The sequence below is a fragment of the Brooklawnia sp. genome, from assembly GCF_032229645.1.
Taxonomy (GTDB): Bacteria; Actinomycetota; Actinomycetes; order Propionibacteriales; family Propionibacteriaceae; genus Brooklawnia.
Window position 1 is genome coordinate 1 of record NZ_JAVTWX010000016.1, and the last position, 18881, is coordinate 18881.

General features: G+C 63.2%; 16 protein-coding genes, 1 pseudogene and 1 riboswitch. Of the genes and pseudogenes, 9 read left to right on the top strand and 8 right to left on the bottom strand.

Annotated elements, in window-relative coordinates:
• On the top strand, positions 1 to 1503 hold a 1503-nt coding region (locus AAFP05_RS00905; RefSeq protein WP_341727968.1), incomplete at its 5' end, for an aromatic acid exporter family protein.
• Positions 1504 to 1505: 2 nt separating this feature from the next.
• Here AAFP05_RS00905 and AAFP05_RS00910 read toward each other — a convergent pair.
• From AAFP05_RS00910 to AAFP05_RS00945, 8 genes are all read right to left on the bottom strand, one after another.
• Complete coding sequence (locus tag AAFP05_RS00910) at positions 1506 to 2255, bottom strand: glutamine amidotransferase (RefSeq protein WP_341727969.1); 750 nt, start codon at positions 2253 to 2255, stop codon at positions 1506 to 1508.
• Positions 2252 to 3538, bottom strand: coding sequence for a MurT ligase domain-containing protein (locus tag AAFP05_RS00915; RefSeq protein WP_341727970.1), 1287 nt, complete (start codon positions 3536 to 3538; stop codon positions 2252 to 2254). The genes AAFP05_RS00910 and AAFP05_RS00915 overlap by 4 nt, the downstream gene beginning before the upstream one ends.
• 92 nt (positions 3539 to 3630) lie before the next feature.
• On the bottom strand, positions 3631 to 5196 hold the full coding sequence (locus tag AAFP05_RS00920) for a TrkA C-terminal domain-containing protein (protein WP_341727971.1): 1566 nt from the start codon (positions 5194 to 5196) through the stop codon (positions 3631 to 3633).
• Between the two features lie 63 nt (positions 5197 to 5259).
• Entirely contained in the window at positions 5260 to 5538 is a 279-nt protein-coding gene (locus AAFP05_RS00925; RefSeq protein WP_341727972.1) for a Txe/YoeB family addiction module toxin, read from the bottom strand.
• Positions 5448 to 6248: a YggS family pyridoxal phosphate-dependent enzyme gene (locus AAFP05_RS00930; protein WP_341727973.1), complete on the bottom strand. Its 801-nt coding sequence runs from the start codon at positions 6246 to 6248 to the stop codon at positions 5448 to 5450. Before AAFP05_RS00930 ends, AAFP05_RS00925 begins: the two co-directional genes overlap by 91 nt.
• Positions 6249 to 6356: 108 nt before the next feature.
• On the bottom strand, positions 6357 to 9545 hold the full coding sequence (locus AAFP05_RS00935; RefSeq protein ID WP_341727974.1) for an ABC transporter ATP-binding protein/permease: 3189 nt from the start codon (positions 9543 to 9545) through the stop codon (positions 6357 to 6359).
• A 31-nt stretch (positions 9546 to 9576) separates the two neighbouring features.
• Positions 9577 to 10155 carry a helix-turn-helix domain-containing protein gene (locus AAFP05_RS00940; protein WP_341727975.1) on the bottom strand — a complete coding sequence of 193 codons (579 nt, stop codon included), beginning with the start codon at positions 10153 to 10155 and terminating at the stop codon, positions 9577 to 9579.
• Positions 10156 to 10320: 165 nt separating this feature from the next.
• The gene (locus AAFP05_RS00945; RefSeq protein WP_341727976.1) at positions 10321 to 10944 is read right to left on the bottom strand and encodes a 1-acyl-sn-glycerol-3-phosphate acyltransferase; all 624 of its coding nucleotides are present in this window, start codon (positions 10942 to 10944) and stop codon (positions 10321 to 10323) included.
• 67 nt (positions 10945 to 11011) lie between these two features.
• Here AAFP05_RS00945 and AAFP05_RS00950 point away from each other — a divergent pair, with 67 nt between their 5' ends.
• The 8 genes and pseudogenes from AAFP05_RS00950 to AAFP05_RS00985 form a co-directional block, all read left to right on the top strand.
• Positions 11012 to 11740: a 2,3-bisphosphoglycerate-dependent phosphoglycerate mutase gene (locus AAFP05_RS00950; RefSeq protein ID WP_341727977.1), complete on the top strand. Its 729-nt coding sequence runs from the start codon at positions 11012 to 11014 to the stop codon at positions 11738 to 11740.
• 195 nt (positions 11741 to 11935) lie between these two features.
• Positions 11936 to 12496 (top strand): NADPH-dependent FMN reductase, encoded by a 561-nt coding sequence (locus tag AAFP05_RS00955; protein WP_341727978.1) that lies wholly within the window; start codon positions 11936 to 11938, stop codon positions 12494 to 12496.
• Positions 12497 to 12680: 184 nt separating this feature from the next.
• Positions 12681 to 14120, top strand: a complete 1440-nt coding sequence (locus AAFP05_RS00960) for a DEAD/DEAH box helicase (RefSeq protein ID WP_341727979.1) — start codon at positions 12681 to 12683, stop codon at positions 14118 to 14120.
• Positions 14121 to 14325: 205 nt separating this feature from the next.
• A riboswitch (FMN riboswitch) is annotated at positions 14326 to 14439 on the top strand.
• 231 nt (positions 14440 to 14670) lie between these two features.
• Positions 14671 to 15771, top strand: a complete 1101-nt coding sequence (gene ribD / locus AAFP05_RS00965; protein WP_341727980.1) for a bifunctional diaminohydroxyphosphoribosylaminopyrimidine deaminase/5-amino-6-(5-phosphoribosylamino)uracil reductase RibD — start codon at positions 14671 to 14673, stop codon at positions 15769 to 15771.
• The gene (locus AAFP05_RS00970) at positions 15753 to 16391 is read left to right on the top strand and encodes a riboflavin synthase (protein ID WP_341727981.1); all 639 of its coding nucleotides are present in this window, start codon (positions 15753 to 15755) and stop codon (positions 16389 to 16391) included. The genes ribD and AAFP05_RS00970 overlap by 19 nt, the downstream gene beginning before the upstream one ends.
• Before the next feature lie 27 nt (positions 16392 to 16418).
• Complete coding sequence (locus tag AAFP05_RS00975; protein ID WP_341727982.1) at positions 16419 to 17618, top strand: bifunctional 3,4-dihydroxy-2-butanone-4-phosphate synthase/GTP cyclohydrolase II; 1200 nt, start codon at positions 16419 to 16421, stop codon at positions 17616 to 17618.
• Between the two features lie 28 nt (positions 17619 to 17646).
• Positions 17647 to 18117, top strand: a complete 471-nt coding sequence (gene ribE, locus AAFP05_RS00980) for a 6,7-dimethyl-8-ribityllumazine synthase (RefSeq protein WP_341727983.1) — start codon at positions 17647 to 17649, stop codon at positions 18115 to 18117.
• A gap of 300 nt (positions 18118 to 18417) precedes the next feature.
• A pseudogene (locus tag AAFP05_RS00985) lies at positions 18418 to 18881 on the top strand (hypothetical protein); the annotation flags it as partial.

The window sequence follows — 18881 nt, forward strand, 5'->3', positions numbered from 1 at the left end:
CCCTTAGGGTCCTTAGTACCCGGCGCGCATGTGGACGACCGGCGCAAGCGAGGTGACGACCCGGCCGCGGCAATCGGGTTGTCGGCGCTCATAGCGAATTCCGAGCTCTGCGAGCTAGCCTCGATGGCGATGATGAACGAAACTGCTGTTCTGCTACGCAGGAAGCTGCGCAAGATCTGGCCCGGACTGCCGAGCACCCGGGCTGCTTGGCGACGCTCGGTGACCGGCGTGGCCAAAGACGCGGGACGACTCACCCTCGCCACGGTCCTCGGCTACCTGCTGACCGTCAAACTGCTGCCGCCGCCGGTCGACCTCACCGGTGCGCTGACCGCGCTGCTGGTCACCCAGGCCTCGCTACGCGGTTCGTTTCGCGCCGGCCTGGTACGCGTGGGTGCGGTGGTGTCCGGCATTCTGGTGGCACTGGTCGTCTCCACCTTCGTCGGTCTGCACTGGTGGTCACTGGCAGTCGTCGTCCTCGTGGCGCTGCTGGTCGCACGCGTGCTACAGCTGGGGGCCGCCGGTTCGGAGTCCGCCATCAGCGCGATGCTGATCCTCGGTTCATCAGGCGTCGAGATAGCGGCGCAAACCCGATTCCTCACTACCATCATCGGTACCTTCGTCGGCATCGTCTTACCGTTGCTGCTGCCACGGCGAGTGCAGACCAGCGACCTCACCCGTGACCTGAAGCGCATCGCGTTGCGGCTGCGCTCGGTCTACCGCGATGCTGCCAGCTATCTCAGCGTCAACCCGCTCAATGCCCGCGTGACAACCCAATGGCTCGATTCGATCCGGGCGATCACACCGCTGGTCTCGCAGGCAGACCAGGTTCTGGACGAGGCTGCCGATGTGCAGCACCTCAACACCCGTCAGATCTTCCAGGCCGACATCGTGCCGCTACTGCGCGGCGGTCTGGATACCCTCGAACGCAGCCTGCTGGCGACCCGCCAGGCGCTGACGATCATGCGGCCTGCCGCCGAGCCGGAGGATCCGTCATCGCAGTCCGACGACGGCTACGGCGATGACGTCCGGTTGCAGTTCGCCGTAGTGCTTGGCGCCATGGGGGAGGCCATCGAGGCGTACGAGGCCTTGATCGAGGCAGAAGTCGGTGGCGGGGTGCATGAAGCCGAGGCACACATCACCCAGACCCTGGCCAAGGTTCGTTCCGCACGGCACGATCTGTCGACCCTGATGCTCTCCGACCCATCCCAGGCACAGCTCTGGGTGCGCGGCGGCAGCCTGCTGGCCGCGATCGACCAGGTGATCGCAGAGATCGACTTGACCGGATACTACGATGCGCGCGATGCGTGGCGCTCCTCGCAGCTCGGACGAAGCCTGCCCGCCGGCTCGATCGGTCCCCGGATCCGCAGCCCGTGGGGTTTGTTGGCGCAGCATCGACTGCGTCAGCGTGCGGCACGTGCCCGTGAGGAGCATCCGGAGGGAAGTTACGAGGTCGGTAGCGATGAGACGACCGTGCTGATGCCGAGCGTGAACCCGCCGCAGTGAGGTCAGCGGGTCTGCTCGGCGCGATTCTTCGTCGTCCGGACGATCTGTAGCCGCTCGGCGCGCAGCTGGTCGTGCTCGGCGTTGACATCGGCCCGCGGCAGCGGCGCGAGCGAATCACCCAGCGCCAGTTCGAGCAGGTAGTCGGCGACCTCCGGATTGCGCGGCAGCACCGGCCCGTGCGGGTACGTGCCGATGACTCGTCCCTGCACCGCTCCGTCGAAGCCGTCCCTACCATTGCCAACGCCGACCTCGACCTTGGCGAACGGCGTCGCGTCCGAACCCAGATGGGTGAAACCGCCGTGATTCTCGAACCCGGTGATGAACGACATCGAGCCATCCGGCTTCGTCCACTGCGTGAGGATCTCGCCGACGGCGCGCTGGTCGCCACGGCGGGTCTCGACATCCAGCAGACCCAGCCCACTGAAGACCTCGTCGTTGTCACCCACGGTGAACGAATGCCCGCACAGCTGATAGCCGGCGCAGACCGCGAAGAGCACGCCTCCAGCATCCAGACCGCGGTGCAGGCCCTGGTCCTCCTCGAGCGCTTTCACCGCCGCGATCTGTGCCCAGTCCTCACCGCCGCCCAGCAGATAGACCAGGCCATCGTCGGGTACGGGATCGCCGGGTTCGACCGTCACGAGTTCGGCTTCGATGCCACGCCAGTTCAGGCGCTTGGCCAGCACCATCGCATTGCCGCGGTCTCCGTAGATGCCCAGCAGCGACTGATAGACGACAACGATCTTGTGGGTCACTTCAACTCCACCCCTCCCATGCGGCACAGCCGCAGGAACGCCGAATAGGTACTCAGCACGTCAACGGTGCCCTCGAACGGGCCGGTCAACGCCTCGGCCATCTCGGGGATCACTTCGTGTTCGACCTCGGCGTAGCTCAGCCGGACCGCCAGATCGGTGGCCCTGGGTCCGGTCGCGATCACTCTTCGTCCGCGAAGTTTCTCGTACTCCACATCCCACAGCCAGCTGACATCGGTGCCGTCGGCGATCGCCGAATCGACCGCCAGGATCACCGGATCGGTCTCCATCACCAGCAGCGACTCGGCCCAGCCGGCCGGATTCTTGGCCAGCACCAGTCTGGCTTTGGTGTCGCCGTAGCTGCCGATGGCGAAACGCCCGGCCGGGGCCTGCACCGTGCGCATGCCCCTCAGTGCCACCGGTTCGTAGACGCCCATCTCGACCGCGGCCGCCAGTGCACAGGCGGCGTTGCCCTGATTGAATCGTCCGGGCACCTGCAAGTCGAGGGGCCAGCGTTCGCCGTCCGCCTTGACCACCTCGCCGCCGTCGACGCGGTAGTCGGGCTCGTGTTCGCCGAGCGGGCAGCCGGGGCAGTTCCAATGTCCGGAGCAGTCGTATTCGAGGATGGTGCCGCATTGCGGACATAGCGCGGCGTCCTGGGTCCAGCCGGTGCTCATGTCGACCCAGATCACCTTTGTGGCGACCTCGGCCGACCAGGTGACCAGCGGGTCCTTGGCGTTCGCGATGACCGTCGGCCCGGCCTCGCCGGCAGCCATTAGCGCGGTGCGCCACTTCTTGCCGAGTGCGTTGATCTCGTGATGGCGGTCGAGCTGGTCGCGGCTGAAGTTCAGCATGATCAGCACCTCGGGGTGTCCGTATGCGATCACATCGGGGACGACCTGCTCGTCGACCTCCAAGATGGCGATCGGTGCCTTCGGGCGAACCGACAGCGCAGACACCACGCCCTCGCGCAGATTCGCGCCATCGGGATTGGTCACCACATCTCGCGGATCGGACATCGATTCGCGCAACGCGGCGGTCAGCAGGTGGGTGGTGGTTGTCTTGCCATTGGTGCCCGACACCACGCCGATGCGCTTGCCGGCGAGCAGTTCGCGGAAGTAGCCGGGGTAGATGCGCATCATCAAGGCGCCCTTGATGGACGCTCCGCTGCCGCGTCCGCTCACCCGCGATGCGACGGCCGCAGCATTGCCGACCGCATATGCGATCGGTCGACGGATCGAATTCACCACGCCGCGGGTACGGATGCCTGCTGCCAGCTGGCTCATGCGGTTTGCCACCTTGCCATTCTGACAGATGGCCACGAGGAAACCTCGACCCAGCCGATCGGGTCATCAGACGAACCAGCTTTGACGCGGCCTCAGGACAAAGCGATCAGCTGGACGAGCAGGATCTTTACGACTGTTCCGAGCGCGAAGAGCGCCCCATAGGCCGAGTCGATGCGCTCGTCGTTGACCAGCGAGTTTGCGTAGCCGAGCACGGCAGGCTGCCCCACGAAACCTGCGAACCCGCCGACCGCGCGCTGCGCTGACAGACCGATCAGCCGGGCGCCCACCAGCAGAATCGCGCCGCCCAGGATCAGACTGACCGCCGACAGCACGATCAGTTTCAGGCCGGTCAGCGAGAAGGCCTGCGAGATGAACGCGGGCCCGGTGGCCAGCCCGACACAGGCGAGGAAGATCATCAGACCGAGCTGGCGCAGCAGAGCGTTGATGTTGTGTGGCAGATCCCATCGGAGTGGGCCGGTGCGGTGCAGCGCCCCTAACACCATGCCGACGATCAGCGGCCCTGCCGCGGTACCGAGCTGGAAGGTGAGACCGCCGGGCAGCGGAATCGAGATCGCCCCTGCGAGCAGCCCGAGGGCGATACCCAGACCGAGGCTGAGTGCGTCCACCTGGGAGATCCGGGCCTCCGAATCGCCGAAGAAGTCCTGCGCGTCGCTGAGTCGCCCGCGGGGCACGACGCAGAGCACCCGGTCGCCCGGCTGGATGATCAACTCGTCGGTGGCGAGCATGTCGAGGTCGCCGCGACGCACCCGGGTGATGATGCCGTCGAGCTGGTCGCGCACATTGATATCGCCGATGGTGTGTCCGGCCAGCTGCGGGTTCGACACCACGAACCGGCGGAAGTCGACATCTCGGCGGTTCTCGGTCAGGGTCGCCGAACTGGCATAGCCGAGGTAGCTGACCGCGGCCGTCACGTCGTCCGGCATACCCACGACCAAGACGATGTCGCCCTCATGCAGCTGATCGGCACGGGTCATCAGGCGCATCTGGCCGTGTCGGCGCAGGTAGCTCATCCGGATCTGGTTGGGCCAGCCGGGGATCTGGGAGATCTCGGTCTCGCGGGTGACGTGAGTGCTGATGGCGGTGATGCCGGCCTCGGCCATCGAGACGTTGTCGCGGTTGCCCGGCCAGCGCTTGGTGGCGACCATCGCGACCATGATCAGGGCGACGATCACGCCGGTGGGATAGGAGACCGCGTAACCGACCAGGGTATCGGCGGAGCCGCCGGTTGCCTTCAATGCCGCATCGATGGCCGGCGAGGTGAGCACGCCGGCGAACAGGCCCGAGATGTGCGAGGCGCTGAGCCCGGTGAGGTGACCAACACCGATCCCGAATCCAGCCATCACGACCAACCCGACGATGCCGGCGAGCATCAGGGCCCACTGGCGTTTCAGGTCGGAGATGAACGTCGATCCGGCGGCCAGCCCGACCGCGTAGCAGAAGAGCACCACTCCGAGCGCTTTCACCAGATCCATGCCCTGGCTCAGTCGTGGGTCGAACATGCCGACGATCAGGCCTACGAAGAGCGCGCCGGCCGCGCCGAAACGCAGCGGCCCGAACTTGATCTGCCCGAAGAGGGCGCCCAGTGCGAGCACACCCATGATGGTGACGAGGGGTTCGGACGCCAAGAAGTCGATCATCGTGTTTTCTCTCTGGACCAAGAAGCAGCTTGATCCTACCCTGTGCGTCCGACGACCGGCCGCTCAGCGCCCGTAGTGGTAGCGACAGGACGCGACCCGGATCTGGTCCTCGGCGATTCCATAGATGAGACGATGCTCATCGGTGATCCTCCTGGACCAGGAACCGGCGAACGCGTGTCGCAACGGCTCAGGTTTGACGAGCCCAAGATGGACGGTGCGAGTGGGGGTTTCGGGATCCCCTCGGGCAACGGTCAGACCTCGCCGGCAGGACGCTCGGCCGGCCAGTAATAGCTGTCCGGATAGCTGCGAGCCCCGAAGATAGCCTGACCGACCCGGACGCACGTCGAGCCTTCCTCGATCGCGACCTCGTAGTCCCCGGACATGCCCATCGACAGCTCACCGGGGCCGATCAGCTCAGGATCGGTCTCGCGGATCTGGTCGCGTAGCTTGCGCAGCAGCACGAAACAGTCGCGCACCCGCTCGGCGTCGGTGGTGAACAACGCGAGCGTCATGAGTCCCTGCACGCGAAGTGTCTCGAACTTCGGTAGCCCGCGCAGGAAACCGGACACCTCTTCGGGCGCCAAGCCGTACTTCTGTTCCTCGGCCGAGGTATTCACCTGGACGAAGACGTCGAGGCTGCGTCCGGCCGCTTGCAGCCTGCGGTCGAGCGCCTCGGCGAGCCGCAGGCTGTCCAGCGCCTGGAATTCGGACGCGAATGCTGCGACATCCTTGGCCTTGTTGGTCTGCAGATGACCGATCACCGACCAGGCGACATCGAGGTCGGCGAGATTTTGCGCCTTGCGCTTCGCCTCCTGCACCTTGTTCTCGCCCAGTTGGTGGCAGCCCGCCTCAATGGCGAACCTGAGCCTGGGCTCCGCGACGGTCTTGCTCACCGGCAGCAGGCGGATCTCGGACGCGCTGCGACCGGCGCGCTGAGCAGCGGCTGCGACCTTGGCGTGTACCGCCGCGATCGCGCTCCTGAACTCCTCGGCTGTCTCTGCGCTCGGGTAGTGCGGTGTGCTGGGCACCTCGGGGTCGACTGTGGGCATCATGTTTCCTTCCTCACTGTCGGTAACCAGCCAACCGCAAGCGGGGCGGGAAGCCAAATCCGGCTCGCGAACCACGGTCAGGACCGCTCTGGCGACGCGCGTCAGGCCACGTCATTCGCTGCGCAACGCCTCCACCGGATCCTTACGGGATGCTGCTGACGACGGAATGAGCCCGGCAAGGAACGTGAGACCCATACTGATCGCGATCAGGATCACAGCCGCTTCCCAGGGCAACTGCGCCACGTTGGCGATACCCCACTTCGAATCGACGATGAGGTTCGTCGGGATCGTGAGCAGCAGGGTGACCGCGATGCCGACCGTACCGGCCACGAAGCCGACGATCAGGGTTTCCGCATTGAAGACCCGGCGGATATCGCGTTTGCTGGCGCCGATGGACCGCAGAATGCCGATCTCCTTCTTGCGTTCCAGGACCGAGATATAGGTGATGACGCCGATCATGATCGACGAAACCACCAGCGAGATCGCCACGAATGCGATCAGCACGTAGCTGACGACGTTGATGATGTCGGTGACCGACGACATCAGCGTGCCGACGATATCGGTATAGGTGATGACCTTGTCCTCGTTGTCGTCGGCCTTCATCTGGGCGTTGTAGTTGTCCAGGGTGCTGATGACCTGCGCCTTGGCTTCGAAGTCCCTCGGATAGATGTCGATGCTGGCCGGCTTGGCGAAATCGGCGTAGCCGAGCTTCTGTAGGTTGCCGTCGAAGGAGGTCTGCCCGGTAGTGATCATGGTCATCATGAGTTGGCTGAGCTCTTCTTCGTCCATATTGAACTGGAAGGCATTCATGAAGGCCTGCTCATCGATGCCCATCGCGTTCGACATGTTGTTGGCGAGCTGGCTCATTGAGGTTTCCATCGCGGTGCCGAGCTGGGTGCTGATCGCGGTGCCGATCTGCTCCTGCAACGCAGTGCCGAGTTGATCTGACAGCTGGGTCATGAAGGTCGCCATGATCTGCTGCAGGTAGTCGCCCATAACGGTCTGCAGCTGGGTCCCCAGACTGTCCAGATCGACGATCCCGCCGGCCTGTTCGACGAGTTGCTGGCCGGTGTCCGAGGCGACGAACGCAGGGAAGTTCGTCACCGCATCGGTCGGATCGGCGTCGTTGTCAATGCAGTAGTCGATGTAGCCGCGCACCAGTCCGATGACGACATCGCGGGCCACGTCGGTGTCGACATCGTCCAGGCTGAAGTCGAGCTGGTCGACGATGCTCCCCACGTCCAGCGCGGGCAGCGCGGAGGTGTCGATCTGCATATTCGACATGTCGAGATCCATCGCGGAAGCGTCGAGGTTCAGGCCCGAAAAGTCCAGGCTCAGTCCGGAAAGGTCCATCGACAGGGCCGACTGATCGAAGGTGAATGCACCTGCCAGGGCATCCTGGTCAATGGTCATCAGCGAACTCATGTCGAAGTCGCTGTTCGCCGGATTCTCCGCCTCATCGGCGAATGTGCGTCCGGAGAAGATATTGAGGCCAGAATCGGCCAGCTGCTTTTGGACGATCTCGGTCTGAGCGGCCTGTTCGATCAGGTGAGTCGTCAGATCGGGGCTGTAATACAGGCCCGGGGGTAGTGCCGTCGCGGTTCCGCCATTCGGTTGGACGATGCCGGAGATATGTAGATCTTCACCGTTGTTCACGAGATTCCGCATGAAATCGGTATCGCCGCTCTTGTCCGTCCAGACGTTATAATTCGGGTCGTAAGAATAGTAGTCGGCCGCATTCACCAATTTGAAGGGTACGTTCATGAGTTGGTCGTAGCTGAAGGCCTGGCCGTCATCGTCGGGTGTGACGATGTCCTCCTCGTTGACCAGCTGCTGAACCATCGCGTCCAGCTCAGCGGGATCGCGCAGTCCCATGGCGTAGAGCATGAAGTCGCTGACGCCACCGCTCTCGGTCAGCACCACCACGACATCGTTGTAGGAGCTCGGCCAATGGCCTGCGACAACGTTGTATTGGCCTTCGACCAGCGAGGCATCGCCCATCATTTGGTTGAAGACGTTGGTGCTCATGCCGGCAGCCATCATTGAGTTGGCCGACGAGGCTGAGCCGAACCCGAGCGCAGCGAACGTCTGGTCGGGGTTGACCTGCCGGACCTCGTTGGTGGTATCCGGGCTGAAGATCTGCGGTGTGACGTTGTAGGAAAACTGAATCGAATTGACGTAGTCGTCGATGTTGCCGCCGTTGGCGTCCAGATATTTCTTGAGGGCGGCCAGATCGTTGGATCCAATGCTGGAGAACATCTTCGTCATCATCGGAATCTCATGCACGTCGCCGCCGGAGCCTGCCGAAGTGTCATCGGAACTGGCGGTCATATCGGACGACAAAGCCAGCATCGACGTCATATCCATGCCCTGACTTTGAATAGTCAGCGGATAGACCGACAAGGTGTTTTCTTCGATGTTCTTGATGTAGTCGTTGACGCCGGTGGCCAGGGCGAGAATGGCCGCGATGCCGATGATGCCGATGCTTCCCGCGAAGGACGTCATCAGCGTGCGGCCCTTCTTGGTCATCAGGTTGTTGAACGACAATGCGACGGCGGTGAAGAACGACATCGAGGTCTTCTTGACGCTCTTCTCGCTCGGCCGGATGTCTGCTGCGGCCGGATCAAACGGATTCGTGTCGTCCACCACGGCTCCGTCGCGCAGATTGACGATGCGGTTGGCATACTGATCGGCGAGTTCGGGGTTGTGCGTGACCATCACGACCAGGCGATCGTTGGCGATCTCGGTCAGCAGGCTCATGATCTGGACGCTGGTCTTCGAGTCGAGGGCGCCGGTCGGCTCATCGGCCAGCAGAATCTCGGGATCGTTGATCAGCGCGCGGGCGATGGCCACTCGCTGCATCTGCCCGCCGGACATCTGGCTTGGACGCTTGTGGATGTGTTCGCCCAGCCCGACTTCTTGGAGGGCGGAGACGGCCCGTTCCCGGCGCTCAGCCTTCGACACACCCGACAGCGTCAGCGCGAGTTCGACATTGGACAGCACAGTCTGATGCGGAATCAGGTTGTAGCTCTGGAAGACGAAGCCGATCCGGTTGTTGCGATAGGTATCCCAGTCGCGGTCCTTGTATTGCTTGGTCGAGATGCCGTCGATGACCAGGTCGCCGGAGTCGTAGTGGTCGAGCCCACCGACGATGTTCAGCAGCGTGGTCTTGCCCGAACCGGACGGCCCGAGGATAGCGACGAATTCGTTGTCGCGGAACGAGATCGACACGTCGTCGAGTGCCACCTGCGTGAAGTCCGCGGTCGTGTACGACTTGCGAACATTCGACAGTTGAAGCATGCCTGAGCCTTTCTGGTCAGATCTGAACTCGTCAGAGTTGCGGGAGTAGCCCTGGCCGGACGAGTTCGAGCCAGCGTTCGCGAGCGTGCGGGGGGTAGTCGAAGGGACCGGTGGAGGCGAGCAGCATGAGGTCGCTGCTGTCGAGGTCCGGACGCAGGGATCCGGATTCGCGGCCCAGAGCGACGAGCCGCTCCAGGGCCGAGATGGCGCGGGTGACCGCCGGGGAGCAGGCCATGTCGGAATGCCAGGTGTCGAAATGCAGCGCGAGCGCGGCGGTCTTGAGGGCGTGGTCGGAGGCGGCCGTCTCAAGCATTTGGCCCATGAACCCCAGCACCTCATCGCGGGCCTGTGTCTTGCCGGCCAGGACCCGCTTGAGGGCTCCCTCGATTCTCGTGCCGATCTGCTCGATGCGCTCGGTGATGATCGCCGTAACGAGATCGGTCTTGGTCGGAAAGTGGCGGTACAGCGTGCCGACGGCGACTCCGGCGGCTTTGGCGATCTCGACCATGCCGACATCGGGGCCGTGCGCCGCGATCTGCTCGCGCGCGGTGTCCAGGATCTTCTCTCGGTTGCGCGCCGCGTCTGCGCGTACTAGTCGCTCCACTGTCATTTCGCCGGTGTCCTGCCTGCATCGCCTCGTTTCTCAGTCCAGGCAAAACCTGAACGCAGGTTCACTTTAGCCTCGGCGTTCAAGTCGACAATCAACAGGTGAGGGTTCGCATCTCGGCGATGAACGGTGAACAGCGTCCATGATCAACGCCGATGTTGGGCCGCGTCAGTCGTCGGCTCGGCCCGTTTCGTCGCGCAGTCGCGGTTCGGTACGCAGCTGCGGACGCAGTCCCGATTTGTCGGCGTAGAAGGCCCTGATGCGATCCATATCCGACGCGACGTCTCCGGTGAGCCGAAGGGTCTCGCCGAGCCCGCAGGTGCGGGTGGGGCGATCGACGTATCCCAGGGTGAGGGGGACACCTGTCGCCCTGGCGATGCGATAGAAGCCGCTACGCCAGTCGGTGCCGGCGCTTCGGGTGCCCTCGGGAGTCACCACGATGGCCAGATCGTCGTGGGTTCGCACTTGCGCCACCAAGGACTCGACCAGGCCTGCCGGGTTCGAGCGGTCAACCGGGATGCCGCCGAGGGCGCGCATGAACGGGCCGCGCCAGCCCGCAAAGAGCGACTTCTTGCCCAACCAGCGCGGCCGCAGTCTTTCGTTCCAGGAGATGCAGAGCATGAAGATGAAGTCCCAATTTGACGTGTGGGGCGCGCCGATGATCACCCGGGCGCCGTCGACCCGCGGTGATTCAGGAACGAAGGTCCACCGGCTGAGTATCCAAAAGATACGGGCGATACTGTGCCGGATAGGCAAGCGCGCGGCTCCGGCCGCTGGCGGGCGAGTCTTCACCAGATGAAGGTACCAGCCGCTTTGACTACGCTGTCTCCATCATGGTGAGCGATGAGAGGGGGCACCGATGGCAGACACGCTCGTATTCGTCCGTCATGGTCAGAGCCAAGCGAACGCGAGCGGTCTATTCTGCGGGCTACTGGACGTGTCGCTGACCGAGTATGGACGCAAGGAGGCCGTCCACGCGGCGGAGTTGCTCAATGAGGCGGCGCTTTGGCCACCGGTTTGTTTCTGTTCACCGCTGTTGCGCGCTCGTCAGACTGCCGACGCCTTCAATGAAACCTTGCTTATGCCTCCGAAGCGGACCATCTTCGACTGGCGTCTGGCAGAACGCAACTATGGCGCGCTGAGTGGACGCACCAAACAAGGCGTCCGTGCCGAGTACGGGGAAGAGCAGTTCGTCGTTTGGCGGCGGTCGGTCCATGTGGCGCCGCCACCGATGTCGGACGAGCAGCGCCGCAGCCTGGGCGATGCCCCGCCGGAGTTGGGCCTGACCGAGTCGCTGCATCACGTCATCGTCCGGGTCGGGCATGCCTGGGAACAGACGATCAAGCCGGCGTTGCACGAGGAGGGGAGCCTGCTGGTGATCGCCCATGGGAACTCCCTACGTGCCTTCTGCGCGATCCTGGACTCGCTGACCGATACCGAAGTGCAGGCACTCAACATTCCGAACGGGCATCCGCTGATCTACCGGCTCGGTGCCGATCACAAGCCTGTGGTGCGTGGTGGCGAATACCTCGAACCCGGTTCGGCTCTGGTCGCTGCCGAGAAGATCGCGCGGGAGGGCGGTACCTGAGTCGGTCGGCTTTGGGCTTGGGACCCGTCAGGCCCTTGACCGTCCGGCCGATCCGCAAGGCAGTCATCGACGTGACCATCCCAGGACTGCCGACGGTCCGGCGTGATTCGTCCAGGAATAAAAGCGTCCTTCAGATTGTCTGGTAGATCCAGATACCCGATCCCAACGATCGGCTCATAAGACGGGAAGACAGACATGCCAAAGCTGATGATCATTCTGGGTAGCGTCCGGGAGGGGCGGATCGGCCTGCCGATCGCCGAGTGGGTGAAGCGCACTGCGGAGGCGGACGGACGCTTCGATATCGATTTCGCCGACCTGGCCACGATCGCGCTGCCGTTCATGGACGAACCGAAGCACCCCCGGCTGCGCCAGTACAGCCGCCCGCACACGATCGAGTGGAGCACGCGGGTGGACGCAGCGGATGTCTTCCTCTTCGCCTTCCCGGAATACAACTACAGCTTCGGCCCGGTCATCAAGAATGCACTCGATTACCTGAACTCCGAGTGGAATCGTAAGCCGGTGGGCTTCGTGAACTGGGGTGGCAATTCCGGTGGCACTCGCGCCCAGACCGCGCTTCGACCGGTGGTTGGTGCGCTCGGCATGGTCATGACCAAGGGCAATATCGAGATCAACTTCCCGCAACGTCAGATCAGCGACGAAGGCGAGTTCGTTCCGAATGAGCAGCACACCCAGGTGTTGAAGCTGCAGTTGGACGAGCTACTCGCCCTGGACGAGGCGCTTCGTCCGCTGCGCTGATCATGCAGCTGGTTGCTTGACGCGCATTTGGTGATATTCGTCCGCGATGAGAGACTGGACGGTAGGGCGCGGACATCGTGCCCGGCATCGCACCACTTTCGTGCACCGCGCCGTCGGCTTGACCGGCGAAGACGCGAGCCGGTTTGGGTTGTGGTGATTCGCTTATGCTGAAAGCAGTTCTTTCTTGTCTCAACTTGTTGACTCTGCGCCTGCGTCGTTCACGACTTTGGGCGTCTCTTCGAAGCTGATCGGCCCGCTCAAGCAGCAGGGCGCCAGCACCCCTTTCCCGATTCAGACCGCCACACTGCCCGACACACTCGAAGGTCGTGACGTGCTCGGCCGCGGACGCACGGGCTCCGGCAAGACGCTGGCATTCTCCATCCCGTTGGTTTCCAGGCTTGCCGGGCTGACTCCGTCCGGCAGCGAGATCGCCCGGCGCAGTTCGCCGGGTGCTCCCCGCGGACTGGTGCTCGCCCCGACTCGCGAGCTGGCCAGCCAGATCGTCGCCACTATCCAGCCGCTCGCGGACGCCGCGATGCTACGCGTGACGACCATTGTCGGCGGCGTCAGCAAGGCTCCCCAGGTGCGTCAGTTGCGCCGAGGAGTCGACATCGTGGTGGCCACGCCCGGACGCCTGGAAGACCTGAAGTCGGACGGCGAACTGCGGCTGGACGATGTTGCCGTCACCGTGCTCGATGAGGCCGACCACATGGCCGATCTCGGCTTTCTGCCTGGTGTCACGCGAATTCTCGCGGCCACCCCCGCCGGAGGACAGCGCATGCTTTTCTCGGCGACCCTGGATTCCGGCATTGACAAGCTGGTCAAGCGCTTCTTGCGGCGTCCGCTGACTCACAGTGTCGATTCGGAGTCCTCGCCGGTCAGCGAGATGAGTCACTACGCACTGCTGGTCGCAAACGCAACCGAGAAGACACAGGTCATTCGGGCGCTCGCTGCCGGTCAGGGCAGGCGGTTGCTGTTCACTCGCACCAAGCATCAGGCTCGCAGGCTCGCCCGCGAACTGACCGCTGCCGGAATACCGGCGGTCGAACTGCACGGCAACCTGTCGCAGAACGCCCGCGAACGAGGCTTGAAGGCGTTCGCGGATGGCCAGGTACGGGTGATGGTTGCCACCGATATTGCCGCTCGCGGCATTCACGTCGATGACATCGAGTTGGTCGTCCACGTCGATCCGCCGGCCGAACACAAATCGTATCTACATCGCTCCGGACGAACCGCGCGGGCAGGCCACAGCGGTGAGGTCATCACCCTGGTGCTGCCCGAGCAGCGTCGGGACTTCCAATCCCTCGCCCGGGCCGCTCACATCTCGGCCACACCGAAACCGGTGCACCCGGACGATCCGGTGCTGGCAAGACTCAGAGGAGCGGCCGCCGATCCTGTGGCACCCGAACTCGCGCCGGCTGCCGCGTCCCGGCGGGTACCCCAGGCGACGACGACAGCAAAGCCTGCGAAGTCGCGCCAGGCTGCTCCCCGCCGGGGAGAGAACCCGCGAGGGGAACAGGCCCGGCCCGGAAGAAGCCAGTCGGGGAAGGCTCAGAGCAAGCGGAGTGTGGCCGACTTCTCCCGCCAGGCCAACCGGCGCGGCGGTTCACAGCGGGCTGCTTGAGCAACCAGTACGAACGCCCGCTGCCGCTGAGTTCCGGGCTGCTCCCAGTTGATTCGTGACGGTTGCGCAGCCGGGAGTCCGGGCACCGCGGTGCGGATGGCTCCGTTGGCGGTGGCGGGACCCTGCCGAACTGGTGAATGGTGGATCGGCGCCAGGGAATTGACTCTGGTTGGCGGCACTGCTAATTTGTCAACCAACAAAAGAATAGAATCTTCGGGGCAGGGTGAAATTCCCGATCGGTGGTACAGCCCACGAACCGCAAGGTTGATCCGGTTAGAGTCCGGAGCCGACAGTTACAGTCTGATAGTAGAAGATAGTTGGGCTCGCGTCCTTGGCGCGGGCATTGACATGACGTCCCGAGATGCATACGCATTTCGGGACTTTTGTTTATGCCTGCGCTATCTCGTCGCGGCTTACTGGTCACCTGCCTTGAACATCAATAGTTCAAGGCATTTTTTGTGACACCGCGGTCGGCGTCCTTAGCGCGCCGGCTATCTCCTCATGCTCCGAATTCCTTATTCGGATGCAGCACTGCCATGAGGAGGTGACAATGAACGACGCGCGATATATGCGCAGCGCGATCGAACTCGCGAAACGCGGTACCGGATGGGTGAATCCCAATCCGATGGTAGGTGCGGTGATCGTGAAAGACGGCCGCGTCATCGGCCAGGGCTACCACGAGCAGTGCGGTCGGCCGCATGCCGAACGCAACGCCCTCGCCAATTGTGATGAGCCGACTGCCGGTGCGACCCTCTACGTGACGCTGGAGCCTTGCTGCCATACCGGACGAACCCCACCATGCACCGAGGCAGTGCAACACGGCGGCATCACCCGCGTGGTCGTCGGGTCAACCGACCCAAATCCGTTGGTCGCAGGTCAGGGTATCGAGGCGCTGCGCGGTCACGGCATCGCGGTCATCGAAGGCGTCGAGAGGAAGGCCTGCGACGACCTGAATCGCAGCTTCTTCCATTTCATTCAACGCGGCACCCCGTATGTCGTCATGAAATATGCCATGACGCTGGACGGCAAGATCTGCACGAGTTCGGGCAAGTCACGGTGGATTACCGGAGACGTGGCGCGGCGCCGAGTGCACGAGGACAGGCTTCGGAACTCCGCGATCATGGTGGGGGTGGGTACTGTGCTTGTCGACGACCCGATGCTCACCTGCCGGCTGGAGCAGGCGCGAAACCCGTTGCGGGTCATCTGCGACACCAACCTGAGGACCCCGGCCACGGCCAACGTCGTCACCACGACCAACGAGGCGCCCACCATCATCGTGACCTCGATCACAGACATCGACCGCCACCAGCCCTATCGAAACGCGGGCTGCGAGGTGCTCGTGATTCCCCGAATTGCGGGCCATATCGATCTGCGGGCTTTGATGGCCGCGCTTGGCCAGCGCCAGGTCGACAGCCTTCTCCTTGAAGGAGGCAGCACGCTCAACTGGTCTGCGCTGCGCAGCGGGGTCGTCCACAAGGTGCAGGCATATATCGCCCCGAAACTCTTCGGTGGCAGTGGAAAGACCCCCGTGGGCGGTCCCGGTGTCGACGAACCGGGTGCCGCATTCCGGCTGAGCCCGCCGGTCGTCACCGCACTCGGAGACGACATTCTACTGGAAAGCGAGGTGATCGAGTGTTTACCGGAATCGTAGAGGAAGTCGGGAATATCGAGGGTGTCAAGAAGGGTGCCGGTTCGGCCAGTATTTCGATCCGAGCTTCTCGGATTATGGACGACATCCACCTCGGCGACAGTGTCGCCGTGAACGGTGTCTGCCTCACCGTCACTGCGATATCGGGCGGCGGCCTGGCCGCCGATGTGATGCACGAGACATTGAACAGATCCACCCTTGGAACACTCCGCCCGGGAAAGCCTGTCAATCTTGAACGCGCGATGGCGGCGGACGGTAGATTTGGCGGCCATATTGTTACCGGGCATATCGATGGTACGGGCACGCTGGCCAGCGTTCGGCCCGACGGTAATGCGATTTGGTACACGATCGCGACACCCCCGCCGATTCTGCGGTTGATCATCGAAAAAGGCTCGATGGCAATAGACGGCATCAGCCTGACAATCGCGCGAGTGGCGGCGAAAGACTTCAGTGTTTCGGTCATTCCGCGTACCGCGGCTTCAACGATCCTGCCCAGTCTTCGTATCGGAGATGCGGTGAATCTTGAGAATGACTGCATCGGAAAATATGTGGAGCATCTGCTGGGCAACGCTGGCCCGTCCGGCACGATCACTGCCGGATTCCTGGCAGAACACGGATTTTAGGGCCTGAGGGTCCATAGGGGGAAGAATATGCTTCAGACCGACACGATCGAAAATGCGCTGGCAGATTTGCGCCAAGGGAAGATCATTCTGGTCGTAGACGACGAAGACCGAGAGAACGAAGGAGACTTCGTCTGCGCCGCCGAATTCGCGACGACCGAGAATGTCAACTTCATGGCGACTCACGGTCGAGGTCTCATCTGCATGCCGATGAGCGAGGCGCTTTGCGAGCGCCTCAAATTGGTACCGATGGTGACCAGCAATCAGGATAATCACGGAACAGCATTCACGGTCTCGGTGGATCATGTGGACACGACCACAGGTATCTCGGCCGCCGATCGCAGTCTCACCGCGATGAAGTGCGTGAACGGTGACTCCCGGCCGTCCGATTTTCGGCGTCCGGGGCACATGTTCCCGCTCTGTGCACGTGAGAACGGCGTCCTGGAACGTAACGGACACACCGAGGCCACGGTTGACCTGATGCGGCTCGCGGGCCTGCAAGAATGCGGGCTGTGCTGCGAGATCATGCGCGACGACGGCACCATGATGCGCGGGCCGGAACTGGCCGAACTGGCGCGCTCATGGAAGATGACGATGGTCACCATCAAGGATCTTCAGGACTACCGCAAGCAGACTGATCGGCTCGTTGAGCTTGTCGCATCCACATTGCTGCCTACCGAGTACGGCGACTTCGTCGCCCACGGCTACATCAACAGACTCAACGGTGAGCATCATGTCGCGCTCGTCAAGGGAGAGATCGGCGACGGGGACGATCTGCTCTGCCGCGTCCACTCCGAGTGCCTGACCGGCGATGCCTTCGGTTCGGCGCGCTGCGACTGCGGGCAGCAACTGGCCGCGGCCATGAGCCGGATTCAACGCGAAGGACGCGGAGTCCTGCTCTACCTTCGCCAGGAAGGACGCGGCATCGGCCTGATCAACAAACTCCGGGCCTACGCCCTGCAGGACCAGGGCATGGACACCCTGGAGGCGAACGTGGCGCTGGGATTCCCGGGCGATGGACGCGAGTATTTCATCGGCGCCCAGATCTTGCGCGACCTCGGAGCGAAATCACTGCGGCTGCTCACCAACAATCCCGACAAGGTCTATCAGCTTTCGGGATTTGGCATGAGCATTGTCGAGCGAGTCCCCATCGAAATGGACGCAACTGATCACAACTTTTTCTATTTGAAGACAAAACAAGAGAAGATGGGGCATCTGCTGCACTGTTAGGGCCCTAGGACGAAGGAGACCAGAAATTATGACGACTTTCGAGGGCAATCTGATTGCTCAAGACATCAGGGTGGGTGTCGTCGCTGCACGGTTCAACGAGTTCATCACCAATAAACTCTTGGGCGGGGCGGTCGATGCGCTGACACGGCACGGAGTCGATGCAGAAAATATCGATACCGCCTGGGTGCCGGGAGCATTCGAGATTCCGCTGATCGCGTCGACGATGGCGAAAAGCCGGAAATATGACGCTGTTATCTGCTTGGGTGCGGTGATCAGGGGCAGCACCTCGCACTACGACTACGTCTGCAACGAGGTGGCGAAGGGCATCGCGGCTGTCTCGTTGAACGCTGACATCCCGGTGATGTTCGGCGTGTTGACCACCGAGAACATCGAGCAGGCGATCGAGCGCGCCGGTACAAAGGCCGGCAACAAAGGCTTTGACTGTGCAGTTGGCGCGATCGAGATGGTCAACCTGATGCGCAGCATTCAGGGCGCCTAGGGTTCTACGCATGCCAGCCCCGCCACGACCATCGGCGGACTTCGTCGGCCGGCATCAATCGTTCGAACTAGGGCCGCCGCGTGAGCGGGCAGGCCCGTTCGGGCCGCTACCTGTCGTCCGTCTCGGCATCGGACACGGTCCATAGCACGGCCCGCAGGTGACGACGGCGCCCGCGTCGCCTGGCGTCACAGGCCCGTCGAACCAGTCGGTTGCGGCGTGCCGCCGTGGCAGCACGCACGGGAGCGGAACCCCGTTGGGGGTTAGCATTACCGGGATCAGCCTCGCAGCGAAGGAATGTGAATGACGAACCAGCCCCCGGAGTTCTACGACCCGAATACCCAGGATGACCCGCAGCAATGGAACCGCCCGTCCATGGAGCATCCCTATCCGGGGCAGCAGAGTCCCGGCCCGTTCTCGCAGCAGCCGCCGTACCCACCTCAGCCGACCGGGGAATCTCAGCAGGGGCAATACGACCAGCCCAACTACGGTGGCCCGGCGTCGTACGGACAACCCCGCGCCTACCAGCAGACGCCGTACCAGCAGACGCCGTACCAGCAGGGCTCTCCGTACGCTCAGCCGGGCGCGTATCAAGCCGACTCTTACGCTCAGAACCCTTACCTTCCCGACCCGTATGCCCCCTTCGCCGGGGCAGGCACCGGTCGTCCGCGGCCCTCGGTGGGGCTCCCAATGGCCGTCAGGCTGTTCTTCAAGAACTACGCCGTGTTCAGCGGCCGGGCATCCCGTTCAGAGTATTGGTGGGTGCA